The organism is Kitasatospora sp. NPDC008050, assembly GCF_042957465.1.
Taxonomy (GTDB): Bacteria; Actinomycetota; Actinomycetes; order Streptomycetales; family Streptomycetaceae; genus Kitasatospora.
Map to the genome: position 1 here is coordinate 119395 of NZ_JBIBIJ010000015.1, position 19842 is coordinate 139236.

At 73.2% G+C, this 19842-nt stretch carries 17 protein-coding genes and 1 tRNA gene; 5 read left to right on the forward strand and 13 right to left on the reverse strand.

Annotation, left to right across the window (positions count from 1 at the left end):
* Positions 1–52: 52 nt before the first annotated feature.
* From ACFZB9_RS26310 to ung, 3 genes are all read left to right on the forward strand, one after another.
* A complete protein-coding gene (locus ACFZB9_RS26310) occupies positions 53–832 on the forward strand; it encodes an HAD-IIA family hydrolase (RefSeq protein WP_327067104.1) in 780 nt (259 codons plus the stop codon).
* 33 nt (positions 833–865) lie between these two features.
* Positions 866–2041: a low temperature requirement protein A gene (locus ACFZB9_RS26315; RefSeq protein WP_391451067.1), complete on the forward strand. Its 1176-nt coding sequence runs from the start codon at positions 866–868 to the stop codon at positions 2039–2041.
* A 116-nt stretch (positions 2042–2157) separates the two neighbouring features.
* On the forward strand, positions 2158–2853 hold the full coding sequence (gene ung, locus ACFZB9_RS26320) for a uracil-DNA glycosylase (RefSeq protein ID WP_391451210.1): 696 nt from the start codon (positions 2158–2160) through the stop codon (positions 2851–2853).
* Positions 2854–2955: 102 nt separating this feature from the next.
* Here the strand turns inward: ung and ACFZB9_RS26325 are convergent, their stop codons facing one another.
* From ACFZB9_RS26325 to ACFZB9_RS26335, 3 genes are all read right to left on the reverse strand, one after another.
* Positions 2956–4266 (reverse strand): hypothetical protein, encoded by a 1311-nt coding sequence (locus ACFZB9_RS26325; RefSeq protein WP_391451069.1) that lies wholly within the window; start codon positions 4264–4266, stop codon positions 2956–2958.
* A 264-nt stretch (positions 4267–4530) separates the two neighbouring features.
* Positions 4531–5145 (reverse strand): DedA family protein, encoded by a 615-nt coding sequence (locus ACFZB9_RS26330; protein ID WP_391451071.1) that lies wholly within the window; start codon positions 5143–5145, stop codon positions 4531–4533.
* A gap of 378 nt (positions 5146–5523) precedes the next feature.
* The gene (locus ACFZB9_RS26335; RefSeq protein WP_391451073.1) at positions 5524–6798 is read right to left on the reverse strand and encodes a multidrug effflux MFS transporter; all 1275 of its coding nucleotides are present in this window, start codon (positions 6796–6798) and stop codon (positions 5524–5526) included.
* A 121-nt stretch (positions 6799–6919) separates the two neighbouring features.
* Between ACFZB9_RS26335 and ACFZB9_RS26340 the strand changes: the two genes are divergently transcribed.
* Positions 6920–8017 carry an LLM class flavin-dependent oxidoreductase gene (locus ACFZB9_RS26340; protein WP_391451075.1) on the forward strand — a complete coding sequence of 366 codons (1098 nt, stop codon included), beginning with the start codon at positions 6920–6922 and terminating at the stop codon, positions 8015–8017.
* A 31-nt stretch (positions 8018–8048) separates the two neighbouring features.
* Here the strand turns inward: ACFZB9_RS26340 and ACFZB9_RS26345 are convergent, their stop codons facing one another.
* The 3 genes from ACFZB9_RS26345 to ACFZB9_RS26355 form a co-directional block, all read right to left on the reverse strand.
* The gene (locus tag ACFZB9_RS26345) at positions 8049–10019 is read right to left on the reverse strand and encodes a putative bifunctional diguanylate cyclase/phosphodiesterase (RefSeq protein WP_391451077.1); all 1971 of its coding nucleotides are present in this window, start codon (positions 10017–10019) and stop codon (positions 8049–8051) included.
* Positions 10020–10358: 339 nt separating this feature from the next.
* A complete protein-coding gene (locus tag ACFZB9_RS26350) occupies positions 10359–10784 on the reverse strand; it encodes an OsmC family protein (protein WP_391451079.1) in 426 nt (141 codons plus the stop codon).
* 82 nt (positions 10785–10866) lie between these two features.
* Positions 10867–11634, reverse strand: a complete 768-nt coding sequence (locus tag ACFZB9_RS26355; RefSeq protein ID WP_391451082.1) for a VOC family protein — start codon at positions 11632–11634, stop codon at positions 10867–10869.
* 326 nt (positions 11635–11960) lie between these two features.
* Here ACFZB9_RS26355 and ACFZB9_RS26360 point away from each other — a divergent pair, with 326 nt between their 5' ends.
* Positions 11961–12323: a chorismate mutase gene (locus tag ACFZB9_RS26360; RefSeq protein ID WP_391451084.1), complete on the forward strand. Its 363-nt coding sequence runs from the start codon at positions 11961–11963 to the stop codon at positions 12321–12323.
* A gap of 65 nt (positions 12324–12388) precedes the next feature.
* Here ACFZB9_RS26360 and ACFZB9_RS26365 read toward each other — a convergent pair whose 3' ends face one another.
* The 7 genes from ACFZB9_RS26365 to ACFZB9_RS26395 form a co-directional block, all read right to left on the reverse strand.
* Positions 12389–12682 carry a hypothetical protein gene (locus ACFZB9_RS26365; protein ID WP_391451086.1) on the reverse strand — a complete coding sequence of 98 codons (294 nt, stop codon included), beginning with the start codon at positions 12680–12682 and terminating at the stop codon, positions 12389–12391.
* A gap of 1 nt (position 12683) precedes the next feature.
* The gene (locus ACFZB9_RS26370) at positions 12684–12839 is read right to left on the reverse strand and encodes a hypothetical protein (protein ID WP_391451088.1); all 156 of its coding nucleotides are present in this window, start codon (positions 12837–12839) and stop codon (positions 12684–12686) included.
* A 10-nt stretch (positions 12840–12849) separates the two neighbouring features.
* On the reverse strand, positions 12850–13869 hold the full coding sequence (locus ACFZB9_RS26375) for a DMT family transporter (protein WP_391451090.1): 1020 nt from the start codon (positions 13867–13869) through the stop codon (positions 12850–12852).
* An 81-nt stretch (positions 13870–13950) separates the two neighbouring features.
* Positions 13951–16296 (reverse strand): transglycosylase domain-containing protein, encoded by a 2346-nt coding sequence (locus ACFZB9_RS26380; protein ID WP_391451092.1) that lies wholly within the window; start codon positions 16294–16296, stop codon positions 13951–13953.
* A gap of 147 nt (positions 16297–16443) precedes the next feature.
* Entirely contained in the window at positions 16444–17640 is a 1197-nt protein-coding gene (locus ACFZB9_RS26385) for a sensor histidine kinase (protein ID WP_391451094.1), read from the reverse strand.
* A 147-nt stretch (positions 17641–17787) separates the two neighbouring features.
* Positions 17788–19434 (reverse strand): MFS transporter, encoded by a 1647-nt coding sequence (locus ACFZB9_RS26390; RefSeq protein WP_391451096.1) that lies wholly within the window; start codon positions 19432–19434, stop codon positions 17788–17790.
* A 291-nt stretch (positions 19435–19725) separates the two neighbouring features.
* Positions 19726–19799: transfer RNA gene (locus tag ACFZB9_RS26395), tRNA-Lys, on the reverse strand.
* Positions 19800–19842 lie beyond the last annotated feature (43 nt).

Below are 19842 nucleotides of genomic sequence, written 5' to 3' on the forward strand. Positions count from 1 at the left end.
GGTGCGATGCGGGAACATCCGGAACCATCGCAAGACTTCGGGAGAGACGTACGTGGCAGAGCGCAAGCCCATCGAGTCCTGGCTGACCGACATGGACGGGGTCCTGATCCACGAGGGCACCCCGATCCCGGGCGCCGACGAGTTCATCCGCCGGCTCAAGGAGTCCGGCAAGCCGTTCCTGGTGCTGACGAACAACTCGATCTACACCCCGCGCGACCTGGCCGCCCGGCTCTCCGGGATGGGCCTCGAGGTGCCGGAGGAGTGCATCTGGACCTCCGCGCTGGCCACCGCGAAGTTCCTGGCCGGCCAGCGCCCAGGCGGCACCGCCTACGTCATCGGCGAGGCGGGCCTGACCACCGCGCTGTACCAGGCGGGCTACGTGCTGACCGACAACAACCCGGACTACGTGGTGCTGGGCGAGACCCGCACCTACAGCTTCGAGGCGCTGACCAAGGCGATCCGGCTGATCAACGCCGGATCCAGGTTCATCTGCACCAACCCGGACGAGACCGGCCCCTCCACCGAGGGCGTGCTGCCGGCCACCGGCTCGGTGGCCGCGCTGATCACCAAGGCGACCGGCGTCGAGCCGTACTTCGTCGGCAAGCCCAACCCGTTGATGATGCGCGAGGCGCTGAACACCGCCGGGGCGCACTCGGAGAGCGCGGTGATGATCGGCGACCGGATGGACACCGACATCGTGGCCGGCCTGGAGGCGGGCATGGAGACGGTGCTGGTGCTCACCGGGCTGACCGCGGCCGAGGACGTGGAGCGGTTCCCGTACCGGCCGACCCGGGTGGTCAAGTCGATCGCAGACCTGATCGAGCTGGTCTGACGCACGGTTGGGGGGAGGCTCGGGGGGCGGAGCGTGCCAGTGGGGGCGGCCGAGGGGGCCGAGCAGGCGCAGGCCGAGGAGAAGCGGGTCAGCTGGGCGGAGGGCTACTTCGACCTGGTCTTCGTCTTCGCGATCACCCAGGTCTCCGGGCTGCTCAACCGGGACCACGGCGCGGGCGGGCTGCTGCGGGCGCTGGTGGTCTTCGTCCCGCTCTACTGGGCGTGGGTCGGCACCACGGTGCAGGCCAACGTCCGGGACGTGGACAACCCGCGGGACCGGTTGGGGATCTTCGCGGTCTCGCTGAGCGGCCTGTTCATGGCGCTGGCGCTGCCCGAGGCCTACGGGACGCGCGGGCTGCTCTTCGGCGCCTCGTACTGGGCGGCGCGGCTGGTGCTGTTCGGCCTGATCGTGCGGGTGCGCGGCAGTTGGCGCGGCCCGTACGGCATCGGCGCGGCGATCAGCGGCCCGCTGCTGCTGGCGGGCGGGCTGCTGCACGGCGAGGTCCGGCTCGGACTGTGGGCGCTGGCGGCGCTCACCGACCTCGCCGGGCCCTCGGTGCTGCGCCGCCGGCTGGCCGCGGTGGTCTACCACCCGGGCCACCTGCCGGAGCGGTTCGGTCTGCTGGTGCTGGTCGCGCTCGGTGAGTCGATCGTCGGCACCGGCGCGCCGGTGGCTGCCGGGCGCAGCCTGACCGGGGCCGAACTGGTCGCCGTGGCAGCGGCGTTCACCATCTCCTGCGGGCTCTGGTGGCTGTACTTCGTGCACGCGGGGGAGGCGATGCGGTACGCCGTCGAGGTGGCCGAGTCGCGCCGCGACATCATCCGGCTGGTGTACTCCTACGGCCATCTGTCGCTGGTGGCCGGGGTGATCGCGGTGGCGGTCGGCTTCAACGAGACCGTCGCCCGCCCGGACCGGATGCTGGATCCGGGCACGCTCGGCCTGCTGTACGGCGGCTGCGCGCTCTTCCTGCTGACCTTCAGCTACACCCGCTGGATCATGTTCAAGGCGGTGGCCTGGCTGCGGCTCGGCACGGTGGCGGTGCAGCTGCTGCTGGTGCCGCTGCTGTGGCGGCTGCCCGCGCTGGGCACGCTGCTGACGCTGGCCGGGCTCCTGGTGCTGCTCAACCTGCTGGAGTTCGTCTGGCTGCGCCGGGCCGCCTCGCGGTCGGCGGGCCGGGAGGCGGCGGAGGTTGTCGGCGCGGCTGTGTAGCGTTCGCGGTGAACGGTTGACGGGCGGGCCGCTGGGCCCGGTGTGGGAAGGTTGATGTGGTGACCGAGGTCGCTGAGGTGGACGCCGCCGTGTCGAGCAGTGATGGGGGCACCTCCCTGACGGAGTCCGGGGGGGAGTTCGAACTGCCGCAGTCCTGGCGGGAGGTGCTGGCGGGGGAGACCGAACAGCCGTACTTCGCCGAGCTGGCCGCCTACGTCGCCGCCGAGCGGGCCGAGCACGAGGTGTTCCCGCCGCGCGGGCAGGTCTTCTCGGCGCTGGCCGCCACCGCCTACCAGGACGTGCGGGTGCTGGTGCTCGGCCAGGACCCGTACCACGACAACGGCCAGGCGCACGGCATGAGTTTCTCGGTGCTGCCCGGGACCAGGACGCCGCCCTCGCTGCGCAACATGTTCAAGGAGCTCAACACCGACCTCGGCCTGCCGGTGCCGGACAACGGCTACCTGATGCCGTGGGCCGAGCAGGGCGTGCTGCTGCTCAACGCGGTGCTCACGGTCCGCGCGCACGAGGCCAACTCGCACAAGGGCAAGGGCTGGGAGAAGTTCACCGACGCGGTGATCAAGGCGGTCAGCGCCCGGCCCGAGCCGTGCGTCTTCGTGCTCTGGGGCAACTACGCCAAGAAGAAGCTGCCGCTGATCGACACCGAGCGGCACGTCGTGGTGCAGGGGGCGCACCCCTCGCCGCTGTCGGCCCGGCTCTTCCTCGGCAGCAAGCCGTTCTCGCAGATCGACGAGGCGCTGACCGGCTTCGGCAGCGAGCCGATCGACTGGCGGATCCCGGACCTCAAGGCCTGACGAGGCGTCGGCCCGCTCGGACCGGTGGCCCGCGAGCCGGCCGGGCGGGGCCGAGCCGGCCGGCCAGGGCCGAGCCTGACCGGCCGGCTCGCGGCCGGCGCCTCAGGCCGCCGGGCTGCCGGAGGCGGGGGTGCCGGTGGGGGCGCCGAGGAAGCTCTCCCAACCGCCGGACGGCGCCTGGCCGATGCCCAGCGTGCGCAGCTTGCGCAGGGTGGACTCGTCCTGCACCTCCAGCCACTCCACCAGCTGACGGAACGACACCAGCCGGACCTCGGGCTTGTCCGCGATGGCCTTGATGGTCGCCTCCACGGCGTCCATGTAGATGCCGCCGTTCCACTGCTCGAAGTGGTTGCCGACGAAGAACGGGGCCCGGTTGCCGTTGTACACGCGGTCGAAGCCGGCCAGGTAGGAGCCGGCGGCCGCGTCGCGCCACTCGTTGAACTTGCCCGGGTCGCCCTTGGGGTCGCCGTTCGACTGGTTGGCCATGATGTTGTAGTCCATCGAGAGCACCTCGAAGGAGTGCCCCGGGTACGGGATGGACTGCAGCGGGAAGTTCCACAGCTGGCCGTTCTGCACCTTCTGCGGCCAGACCTGCTTCTCGCCCGGCGAGCTGGCGTCGTACTTCCAGCCGAGCTTGGCGGCGGTCGGCAGCAGGTTCTTCTGCCCGTCGAGGCAGGGGGTGCGGCCGCCGATCAGCTCCTTGGTGTAGTCGAAGGGCAGCGGCGGCAGGTCGGTGAAGCCGGTGTTGGTCTTCCACTGGGTGACGAAGGAGACCGCCTGCTGGATCTCGCTCTCCCAGTCCTCCGGCGACCACCGGTTGACGCCGTTGTGGTCGGAGCGGGTGGAACAGAAGTGGCCGTTGAAGTGGGTGCCGATCTCGTGCCCCGCCAGCCAGGCCTGGCTGATCATCTTGATGGTGTTGCGTATCGCGCCGTCGGACAGGTACGGGATGTCGGAGGCGCCGACCGAGTGCTGCGGCGGGTGGTAGAGGCTGGTCTTCGTCTTGGGCAGCGTGTAGATGCCGGAGAGGAAGAAGGTGAAGGTGGCCTTGTGCTGGTCGGCGAGCTTCAGGAAGCGGTCGAACTGGCCGTCGTCGGTGGCGCCGGCGCCGTCCCAGGAGAAGACCACGAACTGCGGGGGGCGCTCGCCCGGCTTGAGCTTCTCGGCCTTGGGCTGGTTCGGCTGTGGGCCGGTGTCGGAGGTCGAACCGTCGCCGATCGGGGTCACCTTGCCGGACGGCGGGACGGAGGGCACCAGGGTGGTGCCGCTGCTGGGCGAGCCACCGGGGCTGCCGGCGCCGGCCGGGGCGCTGTCGGAGTGTGAGGCACCGCTGCTGCCGCACGCGGTGAGTGCCCCGAGGGCGGCCGTGGCCGCGGTGGCGCCCAGTACGGTCCTGCGCGAGATGCTGCTCATGGTCTCCCCAGCCAGCTCGATCCGGGCCGTTCCGCGGGCATGGCGGAAGCTGCCAGGATAATTACGGCATTTGATCAGATTTTTTCAACCAGGATGTCACGGAGCACTGGTTCAATCCAGGAGCAACCGTACCCGTGACGCCTCTGCAGATGACGCCAGAAGTCGGCCGCCGGCTGCGCCGACAGGGGTTCTGTTGCAGGCCTGGGACACTTCGGGCACGCGGGTGCCGGGGGAGAATCCGGGAAGCCGCGGGGGAATCGAGCCTCAGGCGGGGTCGACGGGCAGCACGGCGGCCAGCCGCCGGTGCCGGCGGACCAGCCGCGCGACGGACGCGCTGATCGCGGTCGCGGCGGCGCAGGAGACCGCCATGCTCAGCCAAGTGGTGTTGAACCAGTGGCTGTTCAGCCAGCCCAGGGTCACGATGTAGCCGGCCCAGACCAGGGCGGCCAGCGCCGACCAGCGCAGGAACCGGTGCGAGGGCGCCGGTGAGTGTCCGATCGCCAGGTCCAGCACGGTGCGGCCGCCCGGCACGAAACGGGCCACGATCACCACGGCGGCGGCGGTCCGGTTGGTCCGCCCGTCCAGCGCGTGCTGCACCCTGCGGACGTTGCCGGCCAGCTTCGGCCGCTTGGCCAGCCGGCGGCGCAGGAAGGGCGCGCCGCGTCGGGCCAGGGCGAGCAGCAGGACGTCCCCGAGGAAGGAGGAGACCGCGACGGCGCCCGCGAGGATCAGCGGTGCGCCGGCTATCCGGTCGGTCTTCAGGACGGCCAGGATCACCAGGGTGCCGCTGGGCAGGAAGGGCAGGAAGGCGTCGCCGAGGACGGCCAGCACTGCCAGCACAGAGAACCAGGACGACGTCACGAGCGCCGCGCTTCCCATGGATCCAACTCCCTCCGGACCGCCCGGAGGAGAACAGGTGGCTCGGGGTACCACGCTATCGGCTCTGTATGAAGGCTTGCTGAGGGCCCCCCACGCTGCGCGCTCCCCCGGGTACCGAGCGGTGCCGCAGACAGGCGTGGACCCCGGCGACGGGGTGTCCGTCGCGGGGGTCCACGAGGGTCGCCCGGAACTGGTCCAGTCCACTGGCGTGACTGTGGCGCGGGCGCTGGTCGGCGCCCCGCTGCGGGATCCAGCCTGCCCGACCCGAGGGGCGCCGCGCGAGATCGGCGGCTGGCGAGAACCGGCGCTGGCGTGATCCCGCCAACACGGAGGGCGACGACGGGGTGGTGGTCGGCGAGCCGCCCGATGGACGCCGCTTCAGCCGCGCAGCGGGTCCGGCACCGCCTGCCAGGGCCGGACCAGCAGCACGAAGGAGGCCAGCGCCGCCAGCGCCATGCCGAGGATCACCACCGTCATCGGCAGCGCGCTGTCGTGCCCGCCGAGCCCGACCAGGGCCGGCGCGATCGCCCCGGTGAGGAACTGCATGGTGCCCAGCAGCGCGGAGGCGGTGCCGGCCGCGTGCGGAGCGCGCTGCAGGGCCAGCGCCGAACTCGGCGTGCTGACGGTGCCGAGCCCGGCCGCCATCAGGAAGAGTCCCACGGTGATCCCGGGCAGCCCGCCGTGGTGCCCGGCCGCCATCAGCACCAGCGCCACCCCGGAGAGCGCGAGCAGCAGGACCCCGGCCAGCTGGATCAGGTGCGAGGGAAACCGGCCCAGCAGCCGACGGCCGGTCAGCTGGGACAGGCCCACCAGCCCGGCCTCGACCAGTGCGAAGACCAGGCTGTAGCGCTGCGCCGAGCCGTGGTAGACCTCCTGCACCACGTACGGCGAGCCGGCTATGAAGGCGAACAGCGCGCCGAAGCCGAAGGACACCGTCAGCAGGTAGGCGCTGAACAGCCGGTCGGCCAGCAGGGCGCGCATGGTCCGCAGGGTGTCGCGCAGCCCGCCGGTGCGGCGCCGCTCGGGCGGCAGCGTCTCGCGCACCAGCAGTGCTGAGGTGACCAGGATCACCAGGCCGAGCACCGTGAGCGCCCCGAACACCCCGCGCCAGGAGGTGACGCGCAGCAGCTGCCCGCCGAGCACCGGTGCCACCAGCGGCGCCGAGCCGGAGATCAGCATCAGCGAGGAGGCGAACCGGGCGGCGGCCAGACCGTCGAACAGGTCGCGCACCACGGCCCGCGAGATCACGATCCCGGCCGCGCCGGACAGGCCCTGCAGCACCCGGCAGGCGATCAGCACCCGGACGTCCACCGCCAGCGCGCAGCAGGCGGTGGAGATCACGTACAGCGTCATGCCCACCAGCAGCGGACGGCGCCGGCCGAGCGCGTCACTGAGCGGCCCCGCCACCAACTGGCCGAGCGCCAGACCCACCAGGCAGGCCGTCAGGGTCAGCTGGACCATGGCGTCCGAGGTGTGCAGGCCGGTGGTGATGCCGGGCAGCGACGGGAGGTACATGTCCATCGAGAGCGGCGCCAGCGCGCTCAGCGAGCCCAGCACCAGGGTCAGCAGCAGGCCGACCGACTGGACGGTGGTGAGGGGTTGCGGGGCGCGGGCGGGCGCCGGGGTGGTCGCGACGCGGCGGCTGTCAGGCATCACCCCACCGTAGGGCCTGTACCGATGTCTCGAACACCACAACGGCCGAGGCGGGGAACAGGCGCGGCCGGCGCGCTGTTGTCCCGCAGCGGAACGGCAGTGCGAAGCGGAAGGTTGACCCATGACCGGCGAGGACCAGCGGCAGACCAGGCAGGACATCCGGGGGGTCGCGCGCGGCACCGCCCCCGCCCCGCTCTCCATCCTCGACCTCGCCCCCGTGGGTGCCGGCTACACCGCGGCCCAGGCGCTGACCGCCACCACCGAGCTGGCCCGCGGCGCCGAGCGCTGGGGCTACCACCGCTTCTGGGTGGCCGAGCACCACGGCATGCCGGGGGTGGCCAGCTCCACGCCCGCCGTGCTGATCGCCCACCTCGGCGCGCACACCAGCACGCTGCGGCTCGGCTCCGGCGGGGTGATGCTGCCCAACCACGCGCCGCTCGCCATCGCCGAGCAGTTCGGCCTGCTGGAGGCGCTGCACCCGGGCCGGATCGACCTGGGGCTCGGCCGGGCGCCCGGCACCGACCCAGCCACCGCCCGGGCGCTGCGCCGGGGCGAGCACGAGGACCCGGACGACTTCCCGCGCCGGCTGTCCGAGCTGACCCACTTCCTGGACGGCGACTTCCCCGCCGGGCACCCCTACGCCCGGCTCAGCGCGGTGCCGAACGGTCCCGAGCGCCCGCCGCTGTGGCTGCTCGGCTCCTCCGGCTTCAGTGCCCAGCTGGCCGGGCGGCTCGGTCTGCCGTTCGCCTTCGCGCACCACTTCAGCGCGGAGAACACGGTGCCCGCGCTGGAGTTGTACCGCAGCAGCTTCCAGCCCTCCGAGGTGCTGGCCGAACCGTACGCGCTGATCGGCGTCAGTGCGGTGGCCGTGCCCGAGGGCGGACGGCAGGCCGCGCGCCGGCTGGCCGCCTCGGCCGGGCTCGGCATGCTGCGGCTGCGCCGGGGCATGCCCGGGAAGATCCCCACCCCGGAGGAGGCCGCCGCCTACCCCTACAGCCCGGCCGAGGCCGACTTCCTGGAGAACTGGCTCGGCAACGTGGTGCTGGGCTCCCCGCAGGAGGTCGCCGAGGGGCTGGAGGAGCTGCGCAAGCGCACCGGCGCCGACGAGCTGATGGTCACCTCGCACGTGCACGGCCACCAGGCGCGGCTGCTCTCCTACGAGTTGATCGCGCAGGCGTACGGCCTGGCAGCCGATCAGGACGCTGACGACAGGCCCTAGGCGTACTCACCAACCTCCGTGGTCAGTACGCCTAGGGCCGCAGCGCGGGGTGGTCGGAGCCGGGCAGCTTGATCCGCCCCTCGCGCAGCATCCCGGCGACCAGCGAGGCCTCGCCGGGCCGGGCGAAGTACCAGCCCTGCGCGGTGTCGCAGCCGGTCAGCCGCAGCCGCTCGGCCTGGGCCGCGTTCTCGATCCCCTCGGCCGTCACGGTCAGGCCCAGGTCGTGGGCCAGGCGTACCATCGCGCCCACGATCTGCTCGTCCGCCTCGCTGCGGCGCGAGCGCAGGTCGGGCCGGCCGACCGGGGCCGGGTCGCGGAAGCCCTCGATGAAGGTGCCGTCCAGCTTCAGCGCGTGCACCGGCAGGCGGGAGAGGTAGGCGAGGTTGGAGTAGCCGGTGCCGAAGTCGTCGATGGCGATCCGCACGCCCATGTCGGCCAGCGCCTGCAGGGCCTGCAACGGCCGGCCGCTGGGGCCGAGCACGGCGCTCTCGGTCAGCTCCAGCTGGAGCAGCCGGGCGGGCAGTCCGGTGCGCTCCAGTACCTGGGCGACGTCCGCCACCACGTCGGAGTCCCAGACCTGACGGGCCGCCAGGTTGACGCTGACGAAGGCCTCGGTGTCGGGGAACTCCGCCAGCCAGCCGCGCGCCTGCCGGCAGGACTCCTCCAGCACCCACTTGCCGAGCGGCACGATCGCCCCCGACTCCTCGGCGAGCGGGATGAACCGGTCCGGTGACAGGGTGCCGAACCGGGGGTGGCGCCAGCGCACCAGCGCCTCGGCGCCGTGCACGGTGCCGTCCGCCAGACCCACCAGCGGCTGGTACTCGACGGTGAACTCGCCGCGCTCCAGCGCCGGGCGCAGCGCGGTGGTGAGCAGCCGGCGGGTCAGCTGGTGGGCGCCGCGGTCGCGGTCGTAGAGGGTCCAGCGGGCCCGGCCGTCGGACTTGGACCAGTAGAGCGTGGCGTCGGCGTCCTTCACCAGGTCGGTCGGGCTGGTGCCCTGCACCGGGCGCTCCACCACCCCGACGCTGGCGGTGACCGCGAGCCGGTGCCCGGCCACCTCGAAGGGCCGCTCCAGCAGGGTGAGCAGTTGGGCGGCGAGGTTGGTCAGCTGCTCGCTGCCCTCGCTGTCGGCGACCAGCACGGCGAACTCGTCGCCGCCCAGGCGCGCCACCAGCAGCCCCTCGCCGGTGACGAAGCGCCGCTCCAGCCGGGCCGCGACGGCGCTCAGCAGCTGGTCGCCGATGTGGTGGCCGAGGGTGTCGTTGATCGCCGCGAAGCCGTCCAGGTCCACGTAGCAGACGCCGACCCGGCGGCCGCCGCCGTCGCCGGGGCGCTGCGGGTCGGGCAGGCAGGCGGCGTTGAGCCGGTCGAAGAAGAAGGTGCGGTTGGGCAGCCGGGTCAGCGGATCGTGCAGTGCCTGGTAGGCGAGCCGGTCGCCGAGCCGGCGCCGCTCGGTGATGTCCTCGAACATCGCGAACGTGTAGAAGGGGCGGCCCTGGGCGTCGCGGACCAGCGAGATGGTGACGTTGCTCCAGACCTCGCGCCCCTCGCGGTGCTTGAGCTGCTTCTCCACCCGCAGTCGGTCGCGCTTGCCGTTCACCAGCTCCAGGTAGAGCCGGCGCGGGGTGTCCTCGGGCTCGATGATCTCGTGCAGGTGCATCCGGACCAGCTCGCCGACCTCGCGGCCGAGCATCGCGGCGAAGGCGGGGTTGGCCTCGATCACCAGGTCGTCGGTGTCGATCAGCAGCATGCCGATGCCCGCGTCGGCGAAGGCCGCCCGGAACCGGGACTCGCTGGCCCGCAGCGCGGCCAACAGCTCGTCGGTGTCGGCCGCCAGGGGCTCGCCCTGCCCGGCATCGGCGACGGCGGGTGGCCCGGCGGGCGGCGGTACGGGTGGCAGCGCGGCGGCGGGCAGGGGGGCGGCGCAGTGGGGGCAACTGACGGGGGAGGGCAGCCTGGTTGGCGGCGGATCGGTGATGGGGAGCAGAGTGTTGGGACGCACGCCGTTGCGGTGTGCGTCGGCCCCCTCGTTCCGGCCTCGCACTGCTCGCTCCCGTCCGCCGCTGACGCTCGCTTGCTCACGCTCTTCAGGGGCGCTGCTGATTGACGTCGCGTCAGTCGCATGGGCCGATGCCCCGACCGGCAGGGCCGGACGGTTGTCAAGAGCAGAGCACTGTGCTCGATCATAGGCCGCCAGGGGAAGCCGAGGCCACAGCCGTCAGGGTGAATCACCGCTTCCGGTGGAAGCACGGCCGGGGATGGACACGCCCCCGGCGGACACCATGCGGTGTCCGCCGGGGGCGTGCGCGGGGCAGTTCGCGCCCCTGCCGGGCCGGGAGGCTCAGGCCAGCTTCGCGCTGAGCGTGATGGTGGTGCCCGCCAGCGCCTTGCTCACCGGGCAGTTGGCCTTGGCATCCTCGGCGGCCTTGACGAAGCCGGCCTCGTCCAGACCCGGTACCTCGCCGACCACGGTCAGGTGGATCCCGGTGATGCCGGTGCCCGGCTGGAAGGTGACCTCGGCCTGCACGTCGAGCTTGGTGGGCGGGGTGCCGGCGCCGGCCAGGCCGTGCGAGAGCGCCATCGAGAAGCAGGCCGAGTGGGCGCCCGCGATGAGCTCCTCAGGGCTGGTCTTGCCGTTCGGCTCCTCGGAACGGGCCGGCCAGGAGACCGGGAACTGCCCGATTCCGGAGGAGGCGAAGGTCACCTCGCCGCTGCCGTTGAGAAGGTTCCCCTGCCATGCGGTGCGAGCGGTGCGAACAGTTGCCACGATCGGTACCTCCTGCTGCTCTGATGCTCTGGAAAGAGACGTCGGTATGACAGATCCGGTCACGCCGGTCCCAGACTACTGGTCAGGGCAACTGACAGAAGGTCACCCGGGCACCGCCGGGATCGGTGCACGGCACCATCCGTCCGTACGGAGAGTCGAACGGCTCGCGCAGCACCTGGCCGCCCAGGCCGAGCACCTGGTCGGCCACGTGGTCCGCCTCGGGCACCGCGAAGTACACCGACCAGTACGGCTGCGGCACCGCCGCCCGGTAGCGGCCGCAGACCGGCAGGCCGTCGGAGCCGGGCACGCTCCAGGCGGTGTAGTCGAACGCGCGCCCGTCGCCGACCTGCTTCTGCTGGTAGGGGAAGAGCTCGGCGTAGAAGGCGTCCGCCGGGTCGGCCTCGGGGGTGGTGAGGTCGTGCCAGCACATCGCGCCCGGCTCCCCGTAGACCGCAGCGCCCGGGTGGCCGCCCGGCTGCCAGAGCCCGAAGGCGGCCCCCGTCGGGTCGTAGCCGAACGCCAGCCGGCCCGCGCCCGGCACCTGGTGCGGGCCGAAGACCGCGGTGCCACCCGCCCGGCTCACCCGGTCGTAGACCGTGTCCAGTTCACCGGTGGCCAGATAGAGGTTCCAGGACCAGGGCAGTTGCTCGGCGCCGGCCGGCGGTGGCAGCAGTCCGGCGGCGGGCCGGCCGTCGAGCAGGCACATGGTGTAGCCGTTGTACTCGGCCCCGAGCTGTTCGAACTCCCAGCCCAGGATGGGGCCGTAGAAGTCCTCGGCGTCCAGGGGGTCGGCACAGGTCAGGTCGGTCCAGCAGGGGGCGCCGTCGGGGTAGGAGTCGCGCAGGGGCATGGGGCGGGGCCTTTCAGCGGGGGAGCTGTCTCTGCGTCAGAATCCGGCCCGGCGTCACTGTCCGCAACTGGAAGGTGATCGAGCGTGGCCGCTCGGCGCCGGTCTGGGCCGTGACGTCTGCCGGGCCGGTCGCCGGGTCGGGTGACCGGGTCGGGGCACCGGGACGCCCGGAGGTTGTCCGGATGGTGGGCGATCCGGGCAATTGGGGAGAGTCCGGGCCGGGGTGCCTGTTAGATTTGCCCGGCCCGCGCGCCGGGCAGTCCCCAGGCCACCGGCCCCTTTCGCGCCCGGCCCCGTGGCCCGGCGCCCGAACCGGAGCAGACGCGATGACCGAGCAGCCCGCGACCGAATCCACCGCCGCGATGGCGGACGTCGACGACGCCGTCCGCGAGGAACTGGCCGACCTGCGCCAGAGCATCGACAACATCGACGCCGCGGTTGTCCACATGCTCGCCGAGCGGTTCAAGGCCACCCAGCGGGTCGGCACGCTCAAGGCCGCCCACAAGCTGCCCGCCGCCGATCCGGCCCGCGAGCGGAACCAGATCCGGCGCCTGCGGGAGCTGGCGGCCGGTGCGCGGCTCGACCCGGTCTTCGCGGAGAAGTTCCTCACCTTCATCATCGCCGAGGTGATCCGCCACCATGAGGCGATCGCCAGCGACGCCGCGACCGGCGGGCCGGCCGGCGGCTGACGGCGCGCCGGGCCCGCGCACGCAGCAGTTCAGCCGCGACCAGTGCGGCCGCGACCGGGACCGGGTCAGTGCAGCCGGGACCGCCCACCGCCGGGCGCCGTGGCGCCGCGGCGGGTGCGAGTGGGGCGGATGTCCGGCCGGCCCGGCCGCTCCTCGGTGGGCGGGGCCGCCGCGCGCTGGCGGGCGCCGAGCAGGGCCAGGGCCGCGGCCGCGGGGGGCTCGGTGAGGCCCAGTTCGCGCATCGCGGCCTGGTGCTCGGTGCACCACAGCGGACTGGCCGGGCTGCCGTCGGCGTAGGCGAGGCCCTCGGGCGGGAGGTAGTGGACCCCGCACTCGGTGCACTGGAAGAGGAGCCGCATCTCAGTTCACGTGTCCCTTCCCGCCGCAGTGGGCACAGGGGGACAGGTAGTTCTCCTGCTTGGGCTGCCGCGTGCCGTCGGGCGCGGTCTCGACGGTGTGTCGGATCTTCTCGGTGACGCCAGTACCGCCGCACCGCGGGCAGATCTGGTGACTCACGGTGCCGACGCTACTCCGGACGGCCGCCGCTCGGGAGGGGTTTCACACGTTCGTGGGACACGCTCGGCACCGGCGGGTCGAGGGCCACCTGGTCGGGCTCCGCGCCGCCCGCTCCGCCGACCTGGGCGGCGAAGGCACCGAGCAGCACCAGCAGGCCGCCGAACAACTGCAGGGTGCCGAGGTGCTCGTCCAGCAGGAACCAGGCGGTCACGGTGGCGACCACCGCCTCGATGTTGGCCACCACCCCCGCCACCGGCGGGGAGAGGTGGCGCACCGAGACCACGCCGGTCAGGTAGGCCAGGACGGTGGCGACGAGGATCATCCAGGCCGCGGGCAGCAGCGCGGGGATCTGGTGACCGGCCATGGTGACGTGGCCGCCGAGCCTGCTCCAGTGGCCCTGCCAGGGGCGGGCGACCACGGTGAGCACGAGGGCGCCGATCAGCAGCCCGAACGCGGCCATCCCCAGCGGGTCGGCGGGCTTCTCGCCCCGGCCGCCGGCGTCGGCGAGCACGAAGTAGCCGACCTGGCAGCAGGCCGCGCCGAGCGCGAAGAGCACGCCGACGGCATCGAAGCTCAGCCCCTGCCAGACCTCCACCACGCAGGCCAGCCCGGTGACCGCGACCGCGGCGCCGATCGCCGCGCCCCGGCTGACCGGGCGGCGCTGGACGAAGCGGACGTAGCCGAGCAGCAGCGGCGGCCCGAGGTACTCGATCAGCAGCGCGACGCCGACGGGTATCCGGGATATCGCCGCGAAGTAGCAGGCCTGCACCCCGGCAACGCCGAGCAGCCCGAACCCGAGCACCAGCGCCGGGCGCTCGCGCAGCACCGCGCGGTGGCGCCAGGCCACCGGCAGCAGCACCAGGGCGGCGCCGGTGGCCCGCAGCCAGACCACCTGGAGCGGGGACAGGCCCGCCTCGATCAGCGGTTTGGCCGCGGTGCCGGAGCCGCCGAAGGAGACGGCGGAGATCAGCGCCAGGGTGAGGCCGATGGCCCGGCGGGAGTGCTGCGCGGGGGCCGGGGTGGAGTGCATCGGAACATTCTGCCAGCAACCCGAACATATGTGCCGGTGGCCCGGGGTGGGGTGGCCCGGGCGGCCCGGGACCGCCCGCTGTCAGGCCGCCTCGCCGACGGCCGTCAGGCTGCTGCCCGTCCCGGAGGGCTGGACGGGCGTCGTCGGCGGATTCGACGACGGGCGGGACGGGTCGGGGGTGACCGGGGGCCGCGACGGCCGGCTCGGCGAGGTGGGCGGCGCCACCGGGGTGGACGGCGTCGAGGGCTCCTCGGGCCGGACCGGCGGCGTCCTGGTGGGCGGCTCGCTCGGCACCTCGGGGGTGGGCGAGGGGGCCTGCGAGCGGCTGTCGGGCGAGGTGTCGGGGCGCTGCGGGGTGGCGGACGGCGAGGGGCCCGGCCTGCCCGGGCGCAGCGAGGGGGTGGGCGAGGGATCGGCGGCGGCCTCGTCCGGCGCGATCGCGCCCGGCGGGGTGAACCGGCCCACCGGCGTGCCCTGAAGCGCGGACTTCATGTAGGCGGTCCAGATCTGTGCCGGGTAGCCGCCACCGTTGACCCGCCCGCCGCCGGCCGTGCCGGAAAGCGTGACCTGCTTGCCGGTGCCGGCCTGCTCGCCGAACATCGCCACCGAGGTCACCACCTCGGGCGTGTAGCCGACGAACCAGGCCGAGCGGTTGCCGTCGGTGGTCCCGGTCTTGCCGGCCGCCGGACGGCCCAGCTCCTTGGCCCGCCAGCCGGTGCCGCCCTGGTCGGCCACCACGCCCCGCAGCATGTCGGTGACCTGCCGCGCGGTCTGCTCGCTCACCGCCCGGCTGCTCTGCCGCGGCGGCAGCGGAACGTCGGCGCCGTCCAGCTGGAGCGACTGGACCAGGTACGGGGCCTGCTGCTGCCCGTCGTTGTCCAGCGTCGCGTAGACCCCGGCCATGTCCAGCACGCTCGGCATCGAGACGCCCAGCGGCAGCGAGGGCACGACGTTCAGCTCATTGGTGTCGGCGGGCAGGCCGAGCGCGATCGCGCTCTGCTTGACCTTCTCCAGGCCGGTGTCCTGGGCGAGTTGGGCGAAGGCGGTGTTGACCGACCAGTCGGTGGCCTGGCGCAGCGTGATCTGGCCGTACTCGGCCTCGCCCTCGTTCGGCGGCGCGTACGGCGGCTTGGCGCTGCCGCCGCGCACCGGGCGGCGGTTGGCGCCGTCGTAGACGGTGTCGGGGGTGACGGTCCGCCCGTCCTGGGTCTTAGCGCCGTTCTCCAGTGCGGCGGCCAGTGCGATCGGCTTGAAGGTCGAACCGGCCTGGTAGTCGCGGCGGGTGGCGTTGTTGATGAAGTGCTGGGTGTAGTCGGCGCCGCCGTACATGGCCAGCACCGCACCGGTCTTCGGGTCCACCGAGACCGCGCCGGCCTGGATGTCGCCGTCGCCCGGGCGCTTGGCCGCATCCAGCTTGTCGGTCAACTGCCGCTGCACGGCGGTCTGCAGGTCCGCCTGGCGGGCCGGGTCGATGCTCAGGGTGATCCGGTAGCCGCCCTTGGCGAGCGCCGCCTCGTCCACCAGCTTGTGCGAGACCAGGTAGTCCTTGGCGGCGTCCACCAGGTAGCCGGCCTGGCCGGACAGGCCGAGGGCCGGCTGCGGTGCGCGGACCTGCGGGAAGGTGGTCGCGGGCCGGTCGGCGGCGGACAGCCAGCCCTCCTGGACCATGCCGTCCAGCACGTAGTTCCAGCGGGCGGTGGCCGCGCGCTTGCCCGCCTCGGTGGCGGTCGAGACGTCGTAGACCGAGGGCGCGTTGAGCAGCGTCGCCAGGTAAGCGCCCTGCGCGGCGTCCAGCTTGCTCGCGTCCACGCCGAAGTAGGCCTGCGCCGCGGCCTGGATGCCGTAGGCGCCGCGCCCGTAGTAGGTGGTGTTCAGGTAGTTCGCCAGGATCTCCTGCTTGTCGAGCGTCGCGTCCACCTTGATCGCGATGAAGATCTCCTTGACCTTCCGGCTGACCGTCTGCTCCTGCGTCAGGTAGGCGTTCTTGACGTACTGCTGGGTGATCGTCGAACCGCCCTGGGCGCCCTTGCCGGTGGCGGTGTTCCAGCCGGCCCGCAGCAGCGCGGCCGGGTTGACGGCGCCCTCGCGGTAGAAGCCGCGGTCCTCGGCGGCCAGCACCGCGTGCTGGGCCTCGGCGGATATCTGGTCCAGCGGCACGCTCTGCCGGTTGGTCTGGCCGGTCTGCGCGAGCACCGTGCCGTCCCGGTAGAGCCAGGTGTTGCGCTGCGCGGTGGCGGCGGCGTGCGCGTCCGGAACCTTGACCAGCACCACGCCGAGCGCGAAGAAGCCGGCGCCGAGCAGCAGCACGGCCAGGGTGGAGAAGAGGCTGAACCGCCAGGTCGGCACCAGCCGGTGCCAGCCGCGGCGGCGCGGATGCCCCGAGTGCAGCAGACGGCGCGGCAGGGAACGGGTAGCGGGTCGCGGCACGAGGCCATTCCTCTCAGCCTGGGCAGGGGACCGTGAAAGCCTGCCTGGCTCCGCCTGGTGAACGGTAGGGACTTTTGTCCCTTTTGAGGAAAGTGACAGGAGAACAGACGGTTGCGGGTGAATCGCACCCTCGGTCCGCGCGACCGGTCAGGCGGCCCGATGCTCCGTCAGGTCCGTGGCCAGGTCGGGCAGCGGCAGCCAGAGCCGGACCGCGAAGCCGCCGCCGCACTCGGGCGCCGCCTCGATGGTGCCGCCCAGCAACGTGGCCCGCTCGCGCAGCCCGATCAGGCCGTGCCGCCCGCCGGGCAGGCCGGAGTCCGGGCACGGCCCGGCCGGCGCCTCGTTGCGCACGCTGACGTGCAGCGCCTCGGGGGTGATCCGGACCAGCACCTCGGTCTCGGCGCCGGGCGCGTGCTTGCGCACGTTGGTCAGCGCCTCCTGCACCGTGCGGTACGCCGCGCGCTCCACCGGCTCGGGCAGCGGCCGCTCCGGGCAGCCGTCCAGGCTCAGGGTGGCGGCCACCTCGGCGGCGGCCACCAGGCGGGGCAGATCGGCCAGCCGGGGCTGCGGCACCAGCTCGGTGGGCCCGGCCCCCGCCGCGCGCAGCACCAGGATCATCGAGCGCAGCTCCTCCAGGGTGGCCACCGCCAGGCCGCGCAGGGTGGCGGCGGTCTCCCGGGTCACCGGGTCCTTGGTGGTCACCTGGAGGGCGCCGGCCTGCACCGCGATCAGCCCGGCCTGGTGCGAGACCACGTCGTGCATCTCACGGGCGATCCGGGCCCGCTCCTCGGCGATCACGGTCTTGGCGTAGAGCGCCCGCTCGTGGTCGCGCAGTTCGGCGAGTTCGGCGACCCGCTCGGAGAGGTCCCGCTTGGTCTGGGCGAGCAGTCCGAGCGCCACCGGGCCGACGCCCAGCATGGTCGCGAAGATCAGCTGCTGGGTGATGCTGCTCAGGCTCTCGGCCTTGAAGGCGCTGATCGGCCAGGGCAGGAAGCTGCCCAGCACCACCAGCAGCGCCGCGAGCGAGCGCTGCCAGCGGGCGCGCTCGGTGCGCGCCACGGTGTACGCGGCGACCACGGCGGCGACCAGCGCGTTGCCCGCGTACAGGCCGGGGAGGGTGAGCAGCAGCACGGTGCGCGGGAAGGGGCGGCGCAGCACCAGGGCGGCGGCCGCCAGCAGCGAGACCGCGAAGTGCCAGTCGTGGGTGGACGGCACGTTGAGCAGGGCGTCGAGCGAGGCGGGGATCACCAGGAGCGAGTCCACCAGCCACGGGTGCCAGCGCCGCTCGGGACGCCAGAGCCGGCCCATCGACCGCTCCGTCCACCCCTTCGCTCCGGCTGCCACGCTGCTCGCTTTCGATCCTGACCCGACTGGCCCCGGGCACTCTGGCGACGGTACCTCACCGCTCCGGCGGGTGCGCGGGAGTGCTCGGCGGATGGGACCGCGCAGCGCCCGTGGACGGTTCCCGGGCCGGCGCCCCGGCCGCCGCCGTCAGCAGGCGCTGCCCCGGGGCAGCCGGTAACGGGCGTCGATCCGGTACTCGCCCGGGGTGGTCACGGTCAGCTTGGTCCAGTCGCCGTCCTGGCTCAGGCAGGCGCCGCCCGGGCCGTGCACGGTGAGCCAGGGCGAGTAGGGGATCCGCAGCTGAACCGGTCCCGCGGCGCCGACGGTGAGCTGGATCTTCTCCGGGTCCGCCCGCAGCACGGTGGTCGGCCCGTCGGCCAGCGGCCGGGCGTCGGTGAACCGGAAGAGCTGCCAGTGCTCGTCGTGCCAGACCTCCTGCAGGTAGCCGAGGCCGCCGCGCACCAGCGCGGCCTCGGCGTCCCCGGCGATGTCGGTGGGGCCGGAGGGCAGCGCGACGTAGCCCACCGCCCAGCGCTGCAACCAGTCGTGATAGCTCGCCGCGGTGAGCGTCTTGTCGTAGAAGAGCGGGTTGCGCTGGACGTCGGCCTGACGGTTCCAGCCGCGGGCCAGCTGGGTGACGTCGGCCAGCCGCCAGGACTCGTAGTGGTTGAGCATCGGGACCGCTTCCAGGCGGGTCTGCCCGGCGTTCAGCTGACGCAGCTCGGCGACGAGCGCGTCCGCCTGGTGGGTGGGCGAGGGGGTCGGGATGCCGATGATGTTCGCGGTGATCGTCCAGTAGGCCGCCATGCCGAACCCGGCGACCAGGGCGGTGAGCCGCCGCCAGGACCGGATCGGGCGCCACTGTTCGGCGCCGAGCAGGGCCAGCAGCACCACGCCGCCGAAGATCAGCGCCAGCCGCTGCACGTTCATGCCGATCGGCGTCGCGAAGGCCAGCGTCAGCCCGGAGCCCACCGCGTACACCAGGGCGCCGAAGCGCACCGCGCGCCAGTCCTTGGGGACCAGCAGCGCCACCACCAGCGCGGTGCCCGCCGAGAAGATCGCGGTGGAGGAGGAGATCGGGTCGACCCCGAAGAACGGGAAGAGCGCGGCGCAGCCCAGCACCACCACCGGCGGCGGCACGGCCATCGCCCAGCCGGTCCGGTACCGCTTGGTGAGCAGCAGCGCGGCCGCGGCCACGTCGACGAAGAGGCCGGCCACCGGGCTGGACGCGGTGGCCAGCAGCGCGCACAGGGCGACCGCGGCGACCCGCCACCAGCTCGCCGCGCGCTGCTGACCGGCCACCACCACCGCGGCCAGGCCGAACATCAGGCCCAGCGCGAAGGTGACCCGTCCGGCGGCGATGTCGCAGGTCAGCGCGAAGGCCCCCCAGAGCGCGGCGGGCAGCGGCCGGCGCACGCGGGAGCGCTCCAGCAGCACGGCGAGCAGCGCGGTCGAGAGCACGGCCGCCGCGACGGCGGTGGTGCGCACCCCGAACAGGGCCATCAGGTCGGGGGCGAGCACGCTGTACGAGGCGGGGTGCATGCCGCCGTACCAGGAGAAGTTGTACGCCGAGTCCGGGTGCTTGGCCACGAAGTCGGCCCAGGCGAACTGCGCCGAGAGGTCGGCGGTGACCCCGGCCATGAAGCACGCCCAGAGCAGGCCCAGCACCAGTGCGGTCGCCGTGGAGAGCGTGACGGGGGAGGAGGTCCAGCGTCTCCAGCCGTCGCGCCGCGCCACCGGGGCGGCGGGCTCGGGTGGCGTCGGCGGTGCGGTGGGCTGCTGCAGAACGCTCACTGCGCGTGGTTCTCCCGTCTGGGTGGGGGCAACAGGTCGGCCGGTGCGGCCGGGTAGCTCCAGCCCCCGCGAGCTGTCACCGCCTGCTCGTCCATCTTGCGACGATGCTTCCCCGCCACCGCCACCGGGGGCGGCCCCCTACTGGCGGACCCTCTTACCGGAGAGAACGGATCGGCAGCTGGGAACGGCTCACAGACGGTGCCTCACCGGCGGTGGCTCGCAGGCGCTGCCTACCCGTGGTTGGGAAAGGCGACGGGCCGCTCTCCCGTAGGAGAGCGGCCCGTCGTGTTGTGCGCCGCCAGGGACTCGAACCCCGGACCCGCTGATTAAGAGTCAGCTGCTCTAACCAACTGAGCTAGCGGCGCCTGTTTCAACGCGGAGAACATTACCTGACCAGCGGGCCTATGC